This is a genomic window from Pseudothioclava arenosa (genome assembly GCF_002358085.1).
In the GTDB taxonomy this organism is placed as follows: domain Bacteria; phylum Pseudomonadota; class Alphaproteobacteria; order Rhodobacterales; family Rhodobacteraceae; genus Pseudothioclava; species Pseudothioclava arenosa.
Window position 1 is genome coordinate 49,244 of record NZ_NTJD01000010.1, and the last position, 14,895, is coordinate 64,138.

Below are 14,895 nucleotides of genomic sequence, written 5' to 3' on the forward strand. Positions count from 1 at the left end.
TTCCCTTGCTCCCAGACTTAGGGCGGCAGGCGGCGGGCCTCAAGCCAAATCACCGGATTTTCGGCGCCTTAGGCCCCGGCGGCGGCGCGCAGCTCGGGGCGCAGCCGCGCCAGCCACAGCGTCAACAGCACCGCCGGCCCGTTCAGCAACTCGCCCGACGCCAGAAGCCCTTCGAGCTGGGCGAAGGAGACCAGATGCGGGCGGATATCCTCGCCCTCGTCGATCATCCCGCCGGGGCTGCCAACGCCATCAGAAAGCTCCGTCAAAGCAATGAAATTATAGATGAATTCCGATTTCGCACCGGGCGTCGGGTAATAGTTTGGCGCGACGATCAGGCGCCCGACCGACAGCCCCGCCTCTTCCACCGCCTCGCGGCGCACGGCCTCTTCGGGGGTCTCGAACGGATCGACCCGCCCCGCGATCGGCTCCAGCATCCAGGGGTTGCGATCGCCCCGCGCCATCGGGCCAGGCCGGAACTGTTCGATCAACAAGACGCGATCACGCACCGGATCATAGGGCAGCACGCAGGCGGCGTCGCCCGAGACAAAGACCGCGCGGTCGAGCGGCGCGGTCTCGCCACCGGAAAAGGTGCGGTGGCGTAGGCGGTAATCCTCGACCGCGAAGAAATGCGCATAGCCAACGGTTTCGGCCTCGATCACGATGTCTTCGGGCTGGGCCTGACGGCGCAGCTCGGCGGGGGTCGGCATGGCTTCGGCCCGAAGCCGCGAGGCAGCCCGCACCAGCATCTGCGGGTAGCGCGCCAGCGCGCGATCGGCAGGCACCGATCCGAAACCGCGCATGAATTCCTGCGCCGCCGCCACCGCGATCGCGCCCCAGCGCGCCTGCCAATGCGCGAACTCCCACGACGCGCCCTGCTGCCAGCGGCCCGGCGCCGGGCGATAGAGCCAGACATCGGTCGGCTGGCCATTGCTCAGCACCTGCGCCCGGTCACGCTGAAACCCGGCTTCGTAATAATCGAGGCGCGCACGCTCTTTCGCGGACAGCGCGACCATCACCCCTTCCAGCCCGTCAGGCCCCGGCACCGGGATCGGAAAGGCCAGCTCCCGCGTGCCGTCACGCGCCTCGACCAGACACGTGCGCGGCAGCACCGCGCGTTGCGGCGCAAGCTTGCGCCCGACCACGGCAGACAGCAGGGCCTCGTGGCGCAAGGTGCCATAGAAAAAGAAAAATTCGCTCAAGGTGCCAGCTCCTCACGCGGGGGCCGGCCCTGTTCTCAGCGCAGCTTGCGATGCCCCCACAGCGCGACCATACCGGAAAGCGCGCCGCCGACAAGCAGGCTGCCGAGAACCATCGGATGCGCCGCCATGATCGCGAATTGCAGGCCCTGGTTGAGGATATCGACCACCGCCTCGGTGACCGAGTCATAACGGTTGCGCATCGCCTGGCGCAGCATCTGCACCAGCCCGAGATAGATCATCGCCCAGATCAGCACGAAGCTCGCCGCCTTGAGCCCGGTCAGAACCGCCTCGCGCATCGTCTTGCCCGGGAAGCGCCCGATCACGCGCCAACCGATCAGCAACCCGAAGCTTGCAGCGACGACCGGCAGGATCGCCGCCCCCTTCATCGCCTGCGGCAGCAAAGGCACGATCGCCGCGCCAGCCAGATACCCGGTGGCAGCAAGTCCGGCGCCTCCGAAGAGGCGACCCATGGTCGGCATCCCATGCGATGCCTTGCGCAGAACAACCCGTTGCATGACGGTTCCCTAAAATCTTACTAGAACTTTCCCTGAACGAGAAAAATACAGGGGAAATGTGGCTGAAATATGGTCTTCCCTGAGGTCAGCCTCCGGCCCGGCGCAGGGTTTCATAGGCCGCGAGCGCCCGCGTCCGGCCCTCGGCCAGATCGACAAGGGGGCGCGGCGGAGGCGCCCCGGGCGACAGGCCCCAGGATCGCGGCGCGGCCTCGAAAAAGGCAAGCGCCGTATCTGGCGGATGGCGTTGCCCCTCGGCGATCCAGGCGCGCAGATAGGCGCCCTCGGGGTCGAATTTTTTCGCCTGCGTCACCGGGTTGAAGATGCGGAAATAAGGTGCGGCATCCGGGCCGCAGCCCGCCACCCATTGCCACCCCATCGCGTTCGAGGCGCGGTCCCAATCGGTCAGGCACTCGGCGAACCAGGCCTGACCCACGCGCCAGTCTGTCAGCAGGTGTTTCGTCAGGTAGGAGGCCGCGATCATCCGCGCGCGGTTGTGCATCCGGCCGGTCACGAACATCTCGCGCATCGCGGCATCGACAAAGGGCTCGCCGGTCTGGCCGCGCCGCCAGCGCTCTACCACGGGGCTGTCACCGCGCCAGGGAAACCCCTCCCAGCCGGGGCGCCAGTTCGCGTGCTCCATCTGCGGGAAATGATAAAGCAGGTGCCAGGCGAAATCGCGCCAGGCCAGTTCGCGCAGGAAGTCCTCGGCGTCGGGGCGACCTTCGTCGCGCGCGCGCAGCCCCGCGTGCCAGATCTGGCGCGGGCTGATTTCACCGACCGAGAGCGGCTCCGAAAGGCCCGAAGTGGCCAGGCGCGCCGGGAAATCGCGGCCCGTGGCATAGCCCTCGATCGGCCCGTCGCAGAATTCGGCAAGCTGCGCGAGCGCGGTTTCCTCGCCGACCCGGGCATGGCGCGCGACCACCGCCGCGCCCCGGTTCATCGCGGCGCCCATCGCCCAATCCGCAAGATTTTCGCTGTCTGGCCAATGAATTGGTGCGCGCAGCTCTTGCGGGGCGGGCAGAGGCGGTGCGACGCCGATGCCACGCAGCGCCTTCCAGAACGGGGTGAAAACGCGGTAAGGACCGCCCTCTTGCGTGGCGATCTGCCAAGGCTCGTGCAGGAGCGATCCCGCAAAGCTTTCCGCGCCGACCCCGTCTGCGCGCAACGCGGCCTTAAGCGCCGCATCCGCCTCGCGCCCGGCCAGATGATAGCGCCGCGTCCAATAAACCGCCCCCGCCCCGGCCTCCGCGATCAGCGCGCGCAGCACCGCCTCGGGGGCACCACTGCGCAGGATCAGCCGCGCGCCTTGCGCCGCGAGCCGGGCGGAAAACGCCTCGATCGCCTGTCCCAGCCGCCATTTCGGCGCGGCCCCAAGCCCCTCCAGATCATCATCGCGGATCAGCAGCGGAATGACCGGCGCGCCCGAACGCGCCGCCTCGAACAGCGCCGGGTGATCGTGCAGGCGCATCTCGCGCCGGATCAGCAAGATGATCGGTTTTTCAGCCATTCAGCTCTCCTGTTTCGGGATGAAGCTAGGCTTTCGCGCGGCGCCGTCCAGACCAAATGCCCAAAATGCGGGCACTGGCATCCCAAATACGCTCACGCGCACGTAAATCCCCCTTGTCTGTTGAAATTTGCCGCAATAGCGTCTTGGCAATGCAAGTCCACCCACAGGGAAAAAAACATGAAAAAACTTACCTCGCTCATGGCCGGCACGGCCCTGCTTGCCGCCGCCCTGCCCGCCTCGGCGGCCGATCCCGAACTGCTGGTCTTCGACTGGGCCGGGTTCGAAGTGCCCGGGCTCTTTGCCGATTACACCGCGAAATACGGTGACGATCCGTCCTACACCTTCTACGGCGACGACGACGAAGCCTATCAGAAGCTCGCCTCGGGCTTCAAAGCCGACCTCGCGCACCCCTGCTCGCAGATGGTGTCGAAATACCGCGACGCCGGCCTGATCGAGCCCTGGGACGTCTCGCGCATTCCGGAATTCGCCAATATCGACCCGAAATTCCTGAACTCGCCGATCTTCAAGGATGACGCGGGCGTCTGGTACATCCCGACCGACTGGGGCGCGACCGCCGTCGCCTACAACCCCGAGGAAGTCCCGGCCGAAGACGTCGCCTCGCTCGACGTGTTCCTGAACGCAAAATATCAGGGCCGCATCTCGCTGCCCGACAGCTCGGATGACGTCTGGGCGCTGGCCTATCTGGCCACCGGCGTGACCGACTGGACCACCATCACCGACGAGCAGTTCGACGCCGCCGCCGCCTGGCTGCGCGAAGCTCACAAGAACGTGCAAAGCTACTGGGCCGACCCCTCGGAACAGGCGCAGACCATGGCTTCGGGCGAAGTGCTGATCTCGTGGTCGTGGAACGACGGCGTCGCCTATCTGCAGGCCGACGGCTACCCGGTCGCCTTCCAGCGTGAAGCGGCGGAGGGTTCGTCCTCGTTCTTCTGCGGCTTCGTCAACATGAAGGACGGCCCCGGCAGCGAAGACAAGGCCTATGACTTCATCAACTCCTGGCTGCGCCCCGATGCGGGCAAGGCGCTTCTGGACGAGATCGGCTATGGCCACACCAACGTGAAGGCGATGGAAGCGATCACCGCGGAAGAAAAGGAAACCGCGGGCATCCAGCCGATCGACGCGCCGATCCTCGCACAGACCCCGAACGACCCCGAACTGCGCGAGCGTCAGCTGGCCGAGTTCGAGAAGATCAAGGCCGGGTTCTGATCGGGCCCGAACCGACGTAACGACAAGAAGGGGCGCGGGTTTCGCGCCCCTTCGCTTTTTCCGGGCGATAGGTTAGGCAATCGCATGGTTCTGGATCTGGCAATCCTCGCTCTCAGCGCCCTTGTCATCGTGGCGATGGCGCATCCGCGCCTGCGCGCGCGGGCCAGTTGGCGCGCGATGATCACGCCGCTCGCCTCGATCATCGGCTCGGGGTTTCTGGTGCTGGGACCGATCCTCGATCTGCGCTTTGGCTATTGGGCGCCACTGGCGATGGCGCTGCTGTGCCTCGTCGCCTGGTGGTTCGGCGCGGCGATCCGCAGCTCGATCGCCGTGATCGCCAGCGGTCATGATCCGGCGCCCGGATGGCTTGAGGAAACCGCCGATGCGGCGCTGGCCTTCGCCTATGTGATCTCCGTCACCTATTACCTGAACCTGTTCGGCGCCTTCGCCGTCTCGCTCACGCCCTGGGACGGACAGACGAGCGCGCGGCTGGTGACCAGCGCGGCACTGGTCTTCGTGGCTGCAGCCGGTTGGAGCGGCGGGTTCCGCGCGCTTGAGCGGATCGAATACGGCTCGGTCACGCTGAAGCTTGCGATCATCGCCGGGCTTTTGCTGGGGCTGGCATGGCAATTCGGGCGCGATGTCTCGGCAGGCGCGCTGCATATCGTGCCACCGGGGTTAGGCCTGTGGGACTCCTTGCGGCTCGGCTTTGGCCTGATCGTGACGGTGCAAGGCTTCGAGACCGCGCGCTACATGGGCGACGAATATGACGCGCCCACCCGCATTCGCGCGATGAAACAGGCGCAGTGGCTCTCGAGCGGGATCTACATGGTCTATGTCTGCCTGCTGATCTGGCTGTTCGCGCCCGATCAGGTGCAGCTCAGCGAAACCGCGATCATCGGCATGATGAAGCTGGTCTCGCCGCTGTTGCCCGCGCTGCTGGTGGTGGCGGCGCTGGCGGCGCAATTCTCGGCGGCAATCGCAGACACGGGCGGCGCGGGCGGGCTGGTGACAGAGCTCAGCCGCAAGCGGATCAGCCCGCGCCAGGCCTATCTGGTGCTGGTCGCGGCGGGGATCGGGCTGACCTGGACGAGCGATATCTTCTCGATCATCTCCTATGCCTCGCGCGCGTTTGCGGGCTATTACGCGCTGCAGGCGGCACTGGCGGCGCTGCGCGTGGGGCCCGGCCCGCGCCGGATCGGCTATTGGGCGCTGGCCGTTCTGGGCGCCGCGATCACCGTTCTGGGCACCCCCGCCGAGGGCAACTGAGCCGGCCTTGCAGGCGCCGTCCCGCGCCCCTATATTGGGCCTGTTCGGGTTCGCCCGGACTATGGACATAAACGCGCATGTAATAAACGGATCGGACCCGGGGGCGGTACCCGGCGGCTCCACCAAACATCCCTCGTTGGGGGCGAATGGGGCCGAAACAGGATCGACGAACGTCTAAAGATGTTAGCTTTGTCCCGGTGAGCGACCACCGTTATCGGTGCAAATTGTACAGTTGCCAACGACAACCGTGCTCCGGCAATGGCTCTGGCTGCGTAAGCAGTTCGGGTCGCCGAAACTAAGTCCTTACGCTTAGCCGCCTAAGGCGGGGTTCGCAGGTACCTGGCAACAGAAACCTGCACCTTCTCGCAAATCGCGAATCTTTCTATGCGAATTAACCTTCGTGCAAGCATTCGCCGCTAGCCTGTCCCTGTCGTTCGTCGAAAGGGACTGAGGCATGTCGTATCTGGAAAACATCGAAGCCTGGTTCAAAAAGGTCTGGGTCGATCAGGACCTCGACGGGATCGAAGACAGCTTTACCCATCCCGATGCCGCGGGCGGGTTGCAGGGGTTGTCGCTCTCGCCCGAGGATTTCCGCGAACTGGTGCCCGCGATGCGCGCGCTTTTCAACGACCCCAAGGTGACGACGCTGCGGGCGGAGGAAACCGGCGACTGGCTGTGGATGCTGGTGCAGGTGACGGGGATCTCGGCGCAGGACGGGCGCGACCTCAGTTTTACCGGGCAGGTCGCTATGCGGTTCGAAGGCGACAAGATCGCCGAGGCCTATAATCACTTCGACTTCATCAGCTTCTTCGAGCAGATCGGCGCCCTGCCCGAGGAAACGATCGCGCTTTGCCTCTCGGGAGAACAACTGCAACCCTGAAAACACCACCCTCGCCCTCTTCCCTTGGCCCGCGAATCCCCTATGCTGAGGGCGACGAAACGGGGGAATGCAAATGTCGCGCGGGATCGATTACGGCAGCCTGATGCATAACGCGATGCGCTCGCTGATCTGCACGGTTTTGCAACAGATTGCGGATGAGGGGCTTCCGGGCTCGCATCACTTCTTCATCACCTTCGACACGCGCCACCCCGAGACCGAAATCGCCGACTGGCTGCGTGATCGCTACCCCGAAGAGATGACGATCGTGATCCAGCACTGGTTCGACGATCTGGAGGTCACCGAGGACGGGTTCTCGATCACCCTGAATTTCGGCGACAACCCCGAGCATCTGGTGATCCCCTTCGACGCGATCACCACCTTCGTCGACCCTTCGGTCGAATTCGGCCTGCGCTTCGAAACGCAGAGCTACGAAGACGATGAGGAAGACGACGAGGATGAGGGCGAGGCCGAACCCCGCCCCGAGGCCGAAGTCGTCAGCCTCGACAAGTTCCGCAAGTAGCCTCACCGAGGTCCCTCGGCATCGCCTGCCCTGCCGCGACGGAACCGGACTGGTTTCGGCGCGAAAAAACGACGAAAAACTGCGGTATACCTTCGCATACCATTTGCAAAACGCGCCCGCGCGCTCTATCACGCTCGGGATCATTCTGCTCGCATGCTTGGAGGCCCAACATGACCGCGACCCGTACCGAAACCGACAGCTTCGGCCCGCTCGAAGTTCCTGCTGACAAATACTGGGGCGCGCAGACGCAGCGCTCGATCATGAACTTCCCGATCGGTTGGGAGCGCCAGCCGGTTCCGATCATCCGCGCGCTCGGCGTGATCAAGAAGGCCTGTGCGCTGGTCAACAAGGCCCAGGGCGACATAGAGGCCGAGATCGCCGATGCGATCGCCGCCGCAGCCACCGAGGTGATCGAGGGCAAGTTCGACGACAACTTCCCGCTGGTCGTCTGGCAGACCGGCTCGGGCACGCAGTCGAACATGAACGCCAACGAAGTGATCTCGAACCGCGCGATCGAGATGCTGGGCGGTGTGATGGCTTCGAAAAAGCCGGTGCACCCGAACGATCACTGCAACATGGGGCAGTCCTCGAACGACACTTTCCCGACCGCGATGCACGTCGCTATCGGCATGCAGGCGCGTGACGTGCTGCTGCCGGGCCTTGAAAAGCTGCACGCGGCGCTGGCCGCGAAGGCCGAGGAATTCAAGGACATCATCAAGATCGGCCGCACCCACACGCAGGATGCGACGCCGCTGACGCTGGGCCAGGAATTCTCGGGCTACGCGAAACAGGTCGAGCGCGGCATTGAGCGCGTGAAAATGTGCCTGCCCCATATCTATGAGCTGGCGCAGGGTGGCACTGCCGTCGGCACCGGGCTGAACACCCGCGTGGGCTGGGATACCCGCGTGGCCGCGCAGATCGCCGAGATCACCGGCCTGCCCTTCGTCACCGCGCCGAACAAGTTCGAAGCTCTCGCCGCCCATGACGCGATGGTGATGTTCTCGGGCGCGCTCAAGACGGTCGCCGCCTCGCTCTTCAAGATCGCGAACGACCTGCGCCTCTTGGGCTCGGGCCCGCGCTCGGGTCTGGGCGAGCTGATCCTGCCGGAAAACGAGCCGGGCTCGTCGATCATGCCGGGCAAGGTCAACCCGACGCAGGCTGAAGCGCTGACCATGGTCTGCGCCCATGTCATGGGCAATGACGCGGCGGTGGGCTTTGCCGGCTCGCAGGGCCATTTCGAGCTGAACGTCTACAACCCGATGATGAGCTACAACGTGCTGCAGTCGATGCAGCTGCTGGGCGACTCGGCCTCGGCCTTCACCGACAACATGGTGGTGGGCACGCAGGCGAACGTGGCGCGCATCGACAAGCTGATGAAAGAGTCGCTGATGCTGGTCACCGCGCTCGCGCCGACCATCGGCTACGACGCCGCGACCAAGGTCGCCAAGACCGCGCATAAGAACGGCACGACCCTGAAGGAAGAGGCGATCGCGCTGGGCTATGTGGACGCGGAAACCTTCGACCGCATCGTGCGCCCCGAGGACATGATCGGCCCGAAAGGCTGATCTGGCCTGACAGACACTCAAAGGGCGGCCCGTCGCGGCCGCCCTTTTCCATTCCGGCTCATTCGACGACCCGGAACACCTCCCAGTAGTTCGATCCCGAAACGACATGGTCGCTCAGTTGCTTGCCCCAGTCGTTGTGCATTTTGACCTTGGCCAGCTTGTCGAAGAACTGATCGAGTTCGGTCAGGTTCTGGATGTGAATCTCGCTCTGGATTTCGGATTCACAGGCCCCGACCGAGCCGACGAGGATCTTTTCCTTCGAGACATCGAGCCCGGCCTGCGGGCCGATTTCGCTCTGCCACTCTTTAAGAAGGTCGATCACGGTCTGCTTGTAACCGTATTTCGCCCTGACATGCCAACGCGCTACCATCATGAGAAGTCTCCTTTCGTTTGACTTGACCTCATGCCCGGCTGGCGTTCTTGTCGTGTTGATGGCTCCCACCCCATGGGCAGCATAGCGCAAAACCGCGCATTTCGCCAGAAACGGCGCGGCGGGCAGGAAGAAGGCAGGCAGTGAGCGCGAAGATCACCAACCTCACGCAGTTCCGCAAACAGAAGGCTCGTGCCGAAAAGCGCGCGGCGGGCGATGCCAATGCCGCGAAATTCGGACGCAGCAAGGCGCAGCGGGCCACCGAACAGGCCGAGGCCGAAAAGGCGCGGCGTCATCTTGATCAGCACCGGCGCGAGGGGGACGACGCATGAGCCGCCCGCGCAAACATTCGCTGACCTTGGGCGGGCATCGCACCTCGGTCAGCCTTGAGGACGAATTCTGGACGGCCTTTCGCGAGATCGCCGCCGCCGAGGGCAAGGGGCTGAACGAACTGGCCGCCGAGATCGACGCGGCGCGCGGCATTGAGGCCGGGCTTGCCACCGCGATCCGGCTTTACGTGCTCCGGTTTTACAGGTCTTCGGGCGGGTCCCAGGGCAGCCCCGCGCGCACCGTGTCCTCGCAATAACGCGCAAGCTCCTTGCGCGAGGGGAAATCCGAGACATCGACCGGATCGTGGAACAGCACCTCGACCGAGCCATGGCGCGGCGCGGCCAGGATGTTCAGCAGGTTCTCACCAAAACCCATATCCGCCCACCAGCCGTAAAACCGCGGGTCCTCGCCTTCGGGCGCGCGGTAGATCACGCTCACCGGCTGGATCTGCATCACCTTGTCGAGCCCGTGGCTGAAGAAGGGCTGGAACAGCGTCGTCTTGAAGGGCAGCACGCGGCGCGAGTCGGTCGAGGTGCCTTCGGGAAAGAACAGCAGGTGATGGCCGGCGCGGATGCGCTCCTCCAGCAGCGCCTGCTGCGCGCGGGCCTGTTTCGGGTCGCGTACGACAAACAGCGTGCCGGTCGCACGCGCAAGCCAGCCGATGCCCGGCCAGTTGCTGACCTCGGCCTTGGCAACGAAATAGACGCGCTGGCAGGCGTTGAGGGCGAAGATGTCGATCCAGCTGGAGTGGTTCGCGACGACCGCGCCGATATGCTCCATCGGGCGGCCGGTCACCTTGTAGCGCAGCCCCAGAAGCGTGATGGCCACGCGGCAAACCGCCTGCGTAAGCCGCCCCGTCCAAGGCCGCAGATGGCCGTTCAGCGGGCGCTCGAAGAGGCGCATCAGGAGGTAGAGGCCAAGTCCGCCGAACACCACCACCCCCAGCGCGAGCCCGCGCGGGATCACCCGCAGCCAACCGCGGAGCGTGATCGGTTTCGGCTCGGGGCACGGCGCCTTGCCGACCCAGGTCACCATCAGCCCTGCCCTCCGCCGCCCGCCTCGCGCGGCTCGACGCGGCGGGTGTAGAAGCTGCGATGCTTCTCGCTCATCGCCTTGGTGTCCATCAGCAAAAGCACATCGGTGGTGTTGAAGGGCGCGTCGATATAGGCGCCCTCGCCGACAAAGCCGCCAAGGCGCAGATAGGCCTTGATCAGGTTCGGCATGCCCGCCATCGCGGCGCGGCGGTCAAGCTCCGCCTCGGGCACAAGGTCCATCGGCTGGAAATGCTCGGCCCGGGCGCGCGGGCGCATCTCGGGCGGTGCGAGGTGGTGATGATGCAGCCAGGCCAGCGGCTGACGCAGCGGCTCCGGGTCAATGCCGTGGAACGAGGCCACGCCGAAGAGCACCTCGATCTCGCGCGCGAGCACGTAATCGGCCAGCCCGTTCCAGAGCATCAGCATCGCCGCCCCGCCACGATGCTCGGGATGCACGCAGGAACGGCCAAGCTCCAACAGCTTGCGCCCCGAGGCGCGCAGCGGCGCAAGGTCATATTCCGCATCGCAATAATAGCGCCCGAAGGCCTCGGCGCGCTCGGCCGGCAGCAGCCGGTAGGCGCCGACCACGTGATCGCCCTGCGGGCGCGTGCGATCGACCAGAATCAGGTGATCATAGACGGGGTCGAATTCATCACGCTCAAGCCGCGCGGCATGGTCCACCATCGGACCATCCCCGCCCAACTCCTCGACAAAGACGGAATAGCGCAGGCGCTGCGCCGCCAAGAGATCCGCCTCGTCGCGCGCAAGGCGGGTTTCATAGATCGCGGTTTCGGCTGTCATGCGGCCCCATCCATCACTCCCTATTGGAGAGTTAGGCGGCGCCTGCGCCAATTGCAACAGAAACGCAGTGAAGCCTTGGACAGCGCGGTGCGGCCATGCGAGGCTGCGCGCGGGCAGAGATTAACCCTTTGTCAACTTTGATCCGGAATAACCAGCGTAAGCTCGACACGACGCCCATCAATCACCTGCTTGCCCGCATGTTCGAAATTAACCGTCACCCTGTCGCCGATGCGCGACTGCACCTGCCCGATGCCCCAGTCGGGGGCCATCGGGTTGCGCACCAACATGCCGGGTTCGAGAATCTCGTGCATTCCTGCCTCGCTTACGGATAACGCCATGCCATTTGAGAGCCCCGAAACACCTGACGATCTGATCGCCCTTGTCGGCTCGCGCCTCTGTCATGACCTAATTAGCCCATTGAGCGCGATCAGCAATGGGGTTGAGCTGATGGCGATGACGGGTGTGGGAAAATCGCCCGAAATGGCGCTGATCGCGGAAAGCGTGGCGGCGGCCAATGCCAAGGTGAAGTTCTTTCGCATCGCGCTGGGGCGCGCGACGCCGGACCAGCGGCTTTCGGCCCGCGAAATCGGGGCGCTGCTGCGCGATCTGAGCGCGGCGGGGCGGCTGACGTTTCGGATGGCGGCGGAAGGCGACCAGTCGCGCGCCGAGATTCGCCCGGTCTTCCTCGCGATCATGTGCCTCGAGACGGCCCTGCCCTGGGGCGGAACGGTCACGATTTCTTCGGAGGGCGGGAGCTGGCGGCTTTTGGCCGAAGCCGAACGGGTCAAGCCCGCCCCCCGGCTTTGGGCGAACCTGTCAGGCGCGCCCGGCGCCGATCAGGCGCTTGCCCCGGCGCAAGTGCAATTCGCGCTTCTGCCCCGCGCGGTGGCCGAGCTGGGGCGCTCGCTGCACTGGCAGATCGACGAGACGGGCGGCCAGATCAGCTTCTGACCGCCCGGCCCTGTCTTACGGGCGGCAGGTGCCGTCGCCCACCACCACATATTTGAACGAGGTCAGCTGTTCGGCGCCCACCGGCCCGCGCGCATGCAGCTTGCCGGTCGCGATGCCAATCTCGGCGCCCATGCCGAATTCGCCACCATCGGCGAACTGGGTCGAGGCGTTGCGCATCAGGATTGCCGAATCGAGCCGCTGGAAGAAGCGCGCCGCCGCCGCGTCATCCTCGGTCAGGATCGACTCGGTGTGCTGGCTGCCGTAGCGCCGGATATGCGCGATCGCGCCATCCACACCGTCCACGATCTTCGCCGCGCAGATCATGTCGAGGAATTCGCGGCCGAAATCCTCGGGCGCGGCCGGAACCGTGCCCGCGACCTTCAGCAGATCCCCCTCAGTGCGCACCTCGACGCCCGCCGCCACGAGGTCTTCGACCAGCACGGGACCGAATTTTTCGTAGAAGGCGCGGTCGATCAGCAGGCATTCCATCGCGCCGCAAATCCCGGTGCGCCGGGTTTTCGCGTTCAGCACGACGCGGCGCGCCTTTTCCAGATCGGCGGCGCCATCGGCATAGACATGGCAGATGCCTTCGAGATGGGCGAAGACCGGCACGCGGGCCTCGGCCTGCACCAGCCCGACCAGCCCCTTGCCGCCGCGCGGCACGATCACGTCGATATGGGCCACGGCGCGCAGCATCTCGGCCACGGCAGCGCGATCGCGCGTCGGCACCAGCTGGATCGCGGCCTCGGGCAGGCCCGCGGCGCGCAGCCCCTCGACGAGGCAGGCATGGATCGCGCGCGAGGAATGGAAGCTCTCCGAGCCGCCGCGCAGGATCACCGCATTGCCCGCCTTGAGGCAGAGCGCGCCGGCATCCGCCGTCACGTTCGGGCGCGATTCATAGATCACCCCGATCACGCCGAGCGGCGTGCGCACGCGCTGGATATGCAGCCCCGAGGGCCGATCCCATTCGGCGATGGTGGCGCCGACCGGATCGTCTTGCGCGGCAACCGCGCGCAGCCCGTCGCAGATCGCCTTGATCCGGCCCTCGTCCAGCATCAGCCGGTCCATCATCGCCGGGCTCAGGCCCTTGTTCGCGCCGTAAGCCATGTCTTCGCCATTGGCGGCCATGATCTCGTGGCGACGCTCCCAGACCTGATCGGCCGCGATGGTCAGCGCCTGCGCCTTGGCCTCGGCTGGCGCGAAAGCCAGCTCGGCGGCAGCCGCGCGGGCCGCGGCCCCCAGCTCGTCGATCATGGCTTTGGCGTCCAGTTGGTCCTTCATCGCAAGGCTCCTTTGTGAAAATCGTCCCTTCCTATACGCGCCGAAGGGCAGCGCAGGCAAGCTCAGCCGGTCTTGGTTGGATGGCCGTTGAGGATGCGCGTGATCTTGATCGCCAGGAATATCCAGGGCGCGCCGTGCAGCAGCAGGTCGAACCAGTCGATCGGGCGCACCAGCGTGCCCGAGACCAGCATCTTGAGCTTTTCCCAGACATGGGGTTCGGGGAAAAACGGCGCGAGCCCCAGGAACAGGGCCGCGATCAGCGCGGTTTCCAGCCGGATCCGGTCGATAAAGGCGATCATGGGTGTTCCCCCTGCAAGTTCGCGCCGGGATAGGCGTAAAAACGCCGGGACACAAGAGAAGGGGAAGAAGTGGCGCGGTTGACGGGGCTCGAACCCGCGACCCCCGGCGTGACAGGCCGGTACTCTAACCAACTGAGCTACAACCGCGCACAGCGCTCGGGCGATCCGGAAAAGGGTGGCGCGGTTGACGGGGCTCGAACCCGCGACCCCCGGCGTGACAGGCCGGTACTCTAACCAACTGAGCTACAACCGCGCAGTCCCTTTCGCCCGGATCGCCGCCCGAGCGTGGAGAGGGTATTACGCAGGGCGGTGGGCGGCGTCAAGCGGAAGGATACGAATTTCTCACAGAAATTTTCAGCCCTCCCCCAGCCCGCAATCACACCGCGCAACGGCCACGCGCGAAAGCCCCGGAGGGCCGGGAAAAATCGTGCTGAAGGCAGGGGAAGTGGTGGGCGGTGAGGGACTCGAACCCCCGGCATCTTCGGTGTAAACGAAGCGCTCTACCAACTGAGCTAACCGCCCCGACCGCCGGGCGTTCTATCCGCATCCGGGCCTGCCGCGCAAGCCTTGAAATGCGCCACGCGAACAATGCCGAAACGCAAAAGGCGCCCCGATCGGAGCGCCTTCTGAGGGAAAATGGTGGGCGATAACGGATTTGAACCGCTGACATCTTCGATGTGAACGAAGCGCTCTACCGCTGAGCTAATCGCCCCCCGTGGCGGGCCTTCTAACCTCTGTCGACAGACGGTGCAAGAGGGGTTTGCAGATTTTTCACACCCCTCTTCGCGGCGCCCGGATCAGGCCTCAGAAGCCTCGGTTTCGGCCTTGGCGCGGCGGATCTTGACCACCAGCGTATCGCCGCCTTCGCGCTCCTGCGTGCGGGTCACACGCAGCTTGCCAAGGGGCGGCAGGGCAAGGGTTTCATTGGCCGCAAGCGCCGCGCCCAGCTCTTGCAGCAGCGCCTCGGCGACCTGGCGCACATCGCCCCGTTTCGCACCCGAACGCGCGACGACACGGTCGATGAACTCTTTCTTGCGCAGCACGAGGGTGGCTTCGGGGGCTTCGGTGGTTTCGGCAGTCATGCAATCCTCCTGCACCGTTATGGCGCGGTTTTTTCCGGGTCGCGGCCCCATCTCGGCCCGCAAGT

General features: G+C 65.3%; 18 protein-coding genes, 4 tRNA genes and 1 other RNA gene. 9 read left to right on the top strand and 14 right to left on the bottom strand.

Annotated elements, in window-relative coordinates; genetic code table 11:
• Positions 1-68: 68 nt before the first annotated feature.
• From CLN94_RS12525 to CLN94_RS12535, 3 genes are all read right to left on the bottom strand, one after another.
• Positions 69-1,199, bottom strand: a complete 1,131-nt coding sequence (locus CLN94_RS12525) for an NUDIX domain-containing protein (protein ID WP_096434291.1) — start codon at positions 1,197-1,199, stop codon at positions 69-71.
• A 35-nt stretch (positions 1,200-1,234) separates the two neighbouring features.
• Positions 1,235-1,714, bottom strand: coding sequence for a TrgA family protein (locus CLN94_RS12530; protein ID WP_096434292.1), 480 nt, complete (start codon positions 1,712-1,714; stop codon positions 1,235-1,237).
• 85 nt (positions 1,715-1,799) lie between these two features.
• Positions 1,800-3,221 (bottom strand): cryptochrome/photolyase family protein, encoded by a 1,422-nt coding sequence (locus tag CLN94_RS12535; protein WP_096434293.1) that lies wholly within the window; start codon positions 3,219-3,221, stop codon positions 1,800-1,802.
• Between the two features lie 177 nt (positions 3,222-3,398).
• Here CLN94_RS12535 and CLN94_RS12540 point away from each other — a divergent pair, with 177 nt between their 5' ends.
• The 6 genes from CLN94_RS12540 to fumC all read left to right on the top strand — a co-directional run bounded on the left by CLN94_RS12540 (position 3,399) and on the right by fumC (position 8,682).
• Complete coding sequence (locus CLN94_RS12540) at positions 3,399-4,448, top strand: ABC transporter substrate-binding protein (RefSeq protein ID WP_096434294.1); 1,050 nt, start codon at positions 3,399-3,401, stop codon at positions 4,446-4,448.
• Positions 4,449-4,532: 84 nt separating this feature from the next.
• Entirely contained in the window at positions 4,533-5,717 is a 1,185-nt protein-coding gene (locus CLN94_RS12545; RefSeq protein ID WP_096434295.1) for a hypothetical protein, read from the top strand.
• 3 nt (positions 5,718-5,720) lie between these two features.
• Positions 5,721-6,077: a transfer-messenger RNA gene (gene ssrA / locus CLN94_RS12550) on the top strand.
• A 94-nt stretch (positions 6,078-6,171) separates the two neighbouring features.
• Positions 6,172-6,597 (top strand): ester cyclase, encoded by a 426-nt coding sequence (locus CLN94_RS12555; RefSeq protein WP_096434296.1) that lies wholly within the window; start codon positions 6,172-6,174, stop codon positions 6,595-6,597.
• A gap of 73 nt (positions 6,598-6,670) precedes the next feature.
• A complete protein-coding gene (locus CLN94_RS12560) occupies positions 6,671-7,117 on the top strand; it encodes an SspB family protein (RefSeq protein WP_096434297.1) in 447 nt (148 codons plus the stop codon).
• Positions 7,118-7,287: 170 nt separating this feature from the next.
• The gene (fumC, locus tag CLN94_RS12565) at positions 7,288-8,682 is read left to right on the top strand and encodes a class II fumarate hydratase (protein WP_096434298.1); all 1,395 of its coding nucleotides are present in this window, start codon (positions 7,288-7,290) and stop codon (positions 8,680-8,682) included.
• Between the two features lie 58 nt (positions 8,683-8,740).
• On the opposite strand, the gene CLN94_RS12570 is transcribed toward fumC, so the two are convergent.
• On the bottom strand, positions 8,741-9,055 hold the full coding sequence (locus tag CLN94_RS12570; RefSeq protein WP_096434299.1) for a hypothetical protein: 315 nt from the start codon (positions 9,053-9,055) through the stop codon (positions 8,741-8,743).
• A 140-nt stretch (positions 9,056-9,195) separates the two neighbouring features.
• Here CLN94_RS12570 and CLN94_RS12575 point away from each other — a divergent pair, with 140 nt between their 5' ends.
• Both CLN94_RS12575 and CLN94_RS12580 read left to right on the top strand, forming a co-directional pair.
• Positions 9,196-9,384 carry a DUF4169 family protein gene (locus CLN94_RS12575; protein ID WP_096434300.1) on the top strand — a complete coding sequence of 63 codons (189 nt, stop codon included), beginning with the start codon at positions 9,196-9,198 and terminating at the stop codon, positions 9,382-9,384.
• Positions 9,381-9,638 carry a ribbon-helix-helix domain-containing protein gene (locus tag CLN94_RS12580; RefSeq protein ID WP_096434301.1) on the top strand — a complete coding sequence of 86 codons (258 nt, stop codon included), beginning with the start codon at positions 9,381-9,383 and terminating at the stop codon, positions 9,636-9,638. Before CLN94_RS12575 ends, CLN94_RS12580 begins: the two co-directional genes overlap by 4 nt.
• Here CLN94_RS12580 and olsA read toward each other — a convergent pair.
• The 3 genes from olsA to CLN94_RS12595 form a co-directional block, all read right to left on the bottom strand.
• Positions 9,581-10,417, bottom strand: coding sequence for a lyso-ornithine lipid O-acyltransferase (gene olsA, locus CLN94_RS12585; RefSeq protein WP_096434302.1), 837 nt, complete (start codon positions 10,415-10,417; stop codon positions 9,581-9,583). The two genes, CLN94_RS12580 and olsA, sit on opposite strands and share 58 nt — an antisense overlap.
• Positions 10,417-11,217, bottom strand: coding sequence for an L-ornithine N(alpha)-acyltransferase (olsB, locus tag CLN94_RS12590; RefSeq protein WP_096434303.1), 801 nt, complete (start codon positions 11,215-11,217; stop codon positions 10,417-10,419). Before olsB ends, olsA begins: the two co-directional genes overlap by 1 nt.
• A gap of 131 nt (positions 11,218-11,348) precedes the next feature.
• Positions 11,349-11,528, bottom strand: coding sequence for a DUF3553 domain-containing protein (locus tag CLN94_RS12595; protein ID WP_096434304.1), 180 nt, complete (start codon positions 11,526-11,528; stop codon positions 11,349-11,351).
• A gap of 25 nt (positions 11,529-11,553) precedes the next feature.
• Between CLN94_RS12595 and CLN94_RS12600 the strand changes: the two genes are divergently transcribed.
• Positions 11,554-12,168 (top strand): histidine phosphotransferase family protein, encoded by a 615-nt coding sequence (locus tag CLN94_RS12600; protein ID WP_096434305.1) that lies wholly within the window; start codon positions 11,554-11,556, stop codon positions 12,166-12,168.
• Between the two features lie 15 nt (positions 12,169-12,183).
• On the opposite strand, the gene CLN94_RS12605 is transcribed toward CLN94_RS12600, so the two are convergent.
• The 7 genes from CLN94_RS12605 to CLN94_RS12635 all read right to left on the bottom strand — a co-directional run bounded on the left by CLN94_RS12605 (position 12,184) and on the right by CLN94_RS12635 (position 14,830).
• Complete coding sequence (locus tag CLN94_RS12605; protein WP_096434306.1) at positions 12,184-13,449, bottom strand: glutamate-5-semialdehyde dehydrogenase; 1,266 nt, start codon at positions 13,447-13,449, stop codon at positions 12,184-12,186.
• A gap of 62 nt (positions 13,450-13,511) precedes the next feature.
• The gene (locus tag CLN94_RS12610; RefSeq protein ID WP_096434307.1) at positions 13,512-13,748 is read right to left on the bottom strand and encodes an RND transporter; all 237 of its coding nucleotides are present in this window, start codon (positions 13,746-13,748) and stop codon (positions 13,512-13,514) included.
• 70 nt (positions 13,749-13,818) lie between these two features.
• A tRNA-Asp gene (locus CLN94_RS12615) sits at positions 13,819-13,895 on the bottom strand.
• A gap of 29 nt (positions 13,896-13,924) precedes the next feature.
• Positions 13,925-14,001 (bottom strand) — tRNA-Asp (locus CLN94_RS12620).
• A 193-nt stretch (positions 14,002-14,194) separates the two neighbouring features.
• Positions 14,195-14,270: transfer RNA gene (locus CLN94_RS12625), tRNA-Val, on the bottom strand.
• Positions 14,271-14,385: 115 nt separating this feature from the next.
• Positions 14,386-14,460, bottom strand: a tRNA-Val gene (locus tag CLN94_RS12630).
• Positions 14,461-14,545: 85 nt separating this feature from the next.
• The gene (locus CLN94_RS12635; RefSeq protein ID WP_179300310.1) at positions 14,546-14,830 is read right to left on the bottom strand and encodes an HU family DNA-binding protein; all 285 of its coding nucleotides are present in this window, start codon (positions 14,828-14,830) and stop codon (positions 14,546-14,548) included.
• Between the last annotated feature and the right edge of the window lie 65 nt (positions 14,831-14,895).

What these genes read in the sequence shown, in the direction of transcription:
- olsB (WP_096434303.1), bottom strand. Translation starts at nt 11,217, where the DNA reads ATGACAGCCGAAACCGCGATCTATGAAACCCGCCTTGCGCGCGACGAG.
- CLN94_RS12530 (WP_096434292.1), bottom strand. Translation starts at nt 1,714, where the DNA reads ATGCAACGGGTTGTTCTGCGCAAGGCATCGCATGGGATGCCGACCATG.
- CLN94_RS12540 (WP_096434294.1), top strand. Translation starts at nt 3,399, where the DNA reads ATGAAAAAACTTACCTCGCTCATGGCCGGCACGGCCCTGCTTGCCGCC.
- CLN94_RS12570 (WP_096434299.1), bottom strand. Translation starts at nt 9,055, where the DNA reads ATGATGGTAGCGCGTTGGCATGTCAGGGCGAAATACGGTTACAAGCAG.
- CLN94_RS12560 (WP_096434297.1), top strand. Translation starts at nt 6,671, where the DNA reads ATGTCGCGCGGGATCGATTACGGCAGCCTGATGCATAACGCGATGCGC.
- CLN94_RS12600 (WP_096434305.1), top strand. Translation starts at nt 11,554, where the DNA reads ATGCCATTTGAGAGCCCCGAAACACCTGACGATCTGATCGCCCTTGTC.
- CLN94_RS12595 (WP_096434304.1), bottom strand. Translation starts at nt 11,528, where the DNA reads ATGCACGAGATTCTCGAACCCGGCATGTTGGTGCGCAACCCGATGGCC.
- CLN94_RS12580 (WP_096434301.1), top strand. Translation starts at nt 9,381, where the DNA reads ATGAGCCGCCCGCGCAAACATTCGCTGACCTTGGGCGGGCATCGCACC.
- CLN94_RS12545 (WP_096434295.1), top strand. Translation starts at nt 4,533, where the DNA reads ATGGTTCTGGATCTGGCAATCCTCGCTCTCAGCGCCCTTGTCATCGTG.
- CLN94_RS12555 (WP_096434296.1), top strand. Translation starts at nt 6,172, where the DNA reads ATGTCGTATCTGGAAAACATCGAAGCCTGGTTCAAAAAGGTCTGGGTC.
- olsA (WP_096434302.1), bottom strand. Translation starts at nt 10,417, where the DNA reads ATGGTGACCTGGGTCGGCAAGGCGCCGTGCCCCGAGCCGAAACCGATC.
- CLN94_RS12635 (WP_179300310.1), bottom strand. Translation starts at nt 14,830, where the DNA reads ATGACTGCCGAAACCACCGAAGCCCCCGAAGCCACCCTCGTGCTGCGC.
- fumC (WP_096434298.1), top strand. Translation starts at nt 7,288, where the DNA reads ATGACCGCGACCCGTACCGAAACCGACAGCTTCGGCCCGCTCGAAGTT.
- CLN94_RS12605 (WP_096434306.1), bottom strand. Translation starts at nt 13,449, where the DNA reads ATGAAGGACCAACTGGACGCCAAAGCCATGATCGACGAGCTGGGGGCC.
- CLN94_RS12610 (WP_096434307.1), bottom strand. Translation starts at nt 13,748, where the DNA reads ATGATCGCCTTTATCGACCGGATCCGGCTGGAAACCGCGCTGATCGCG.
- CLN94_RS12535 (WP_096434293.1), bottom strand. Translation starts at nt 3,221, where the DNA reads ATGGCTGAAAAACCGATCATCTTGCTGATCCGGCGCGAGATGCGCCTG.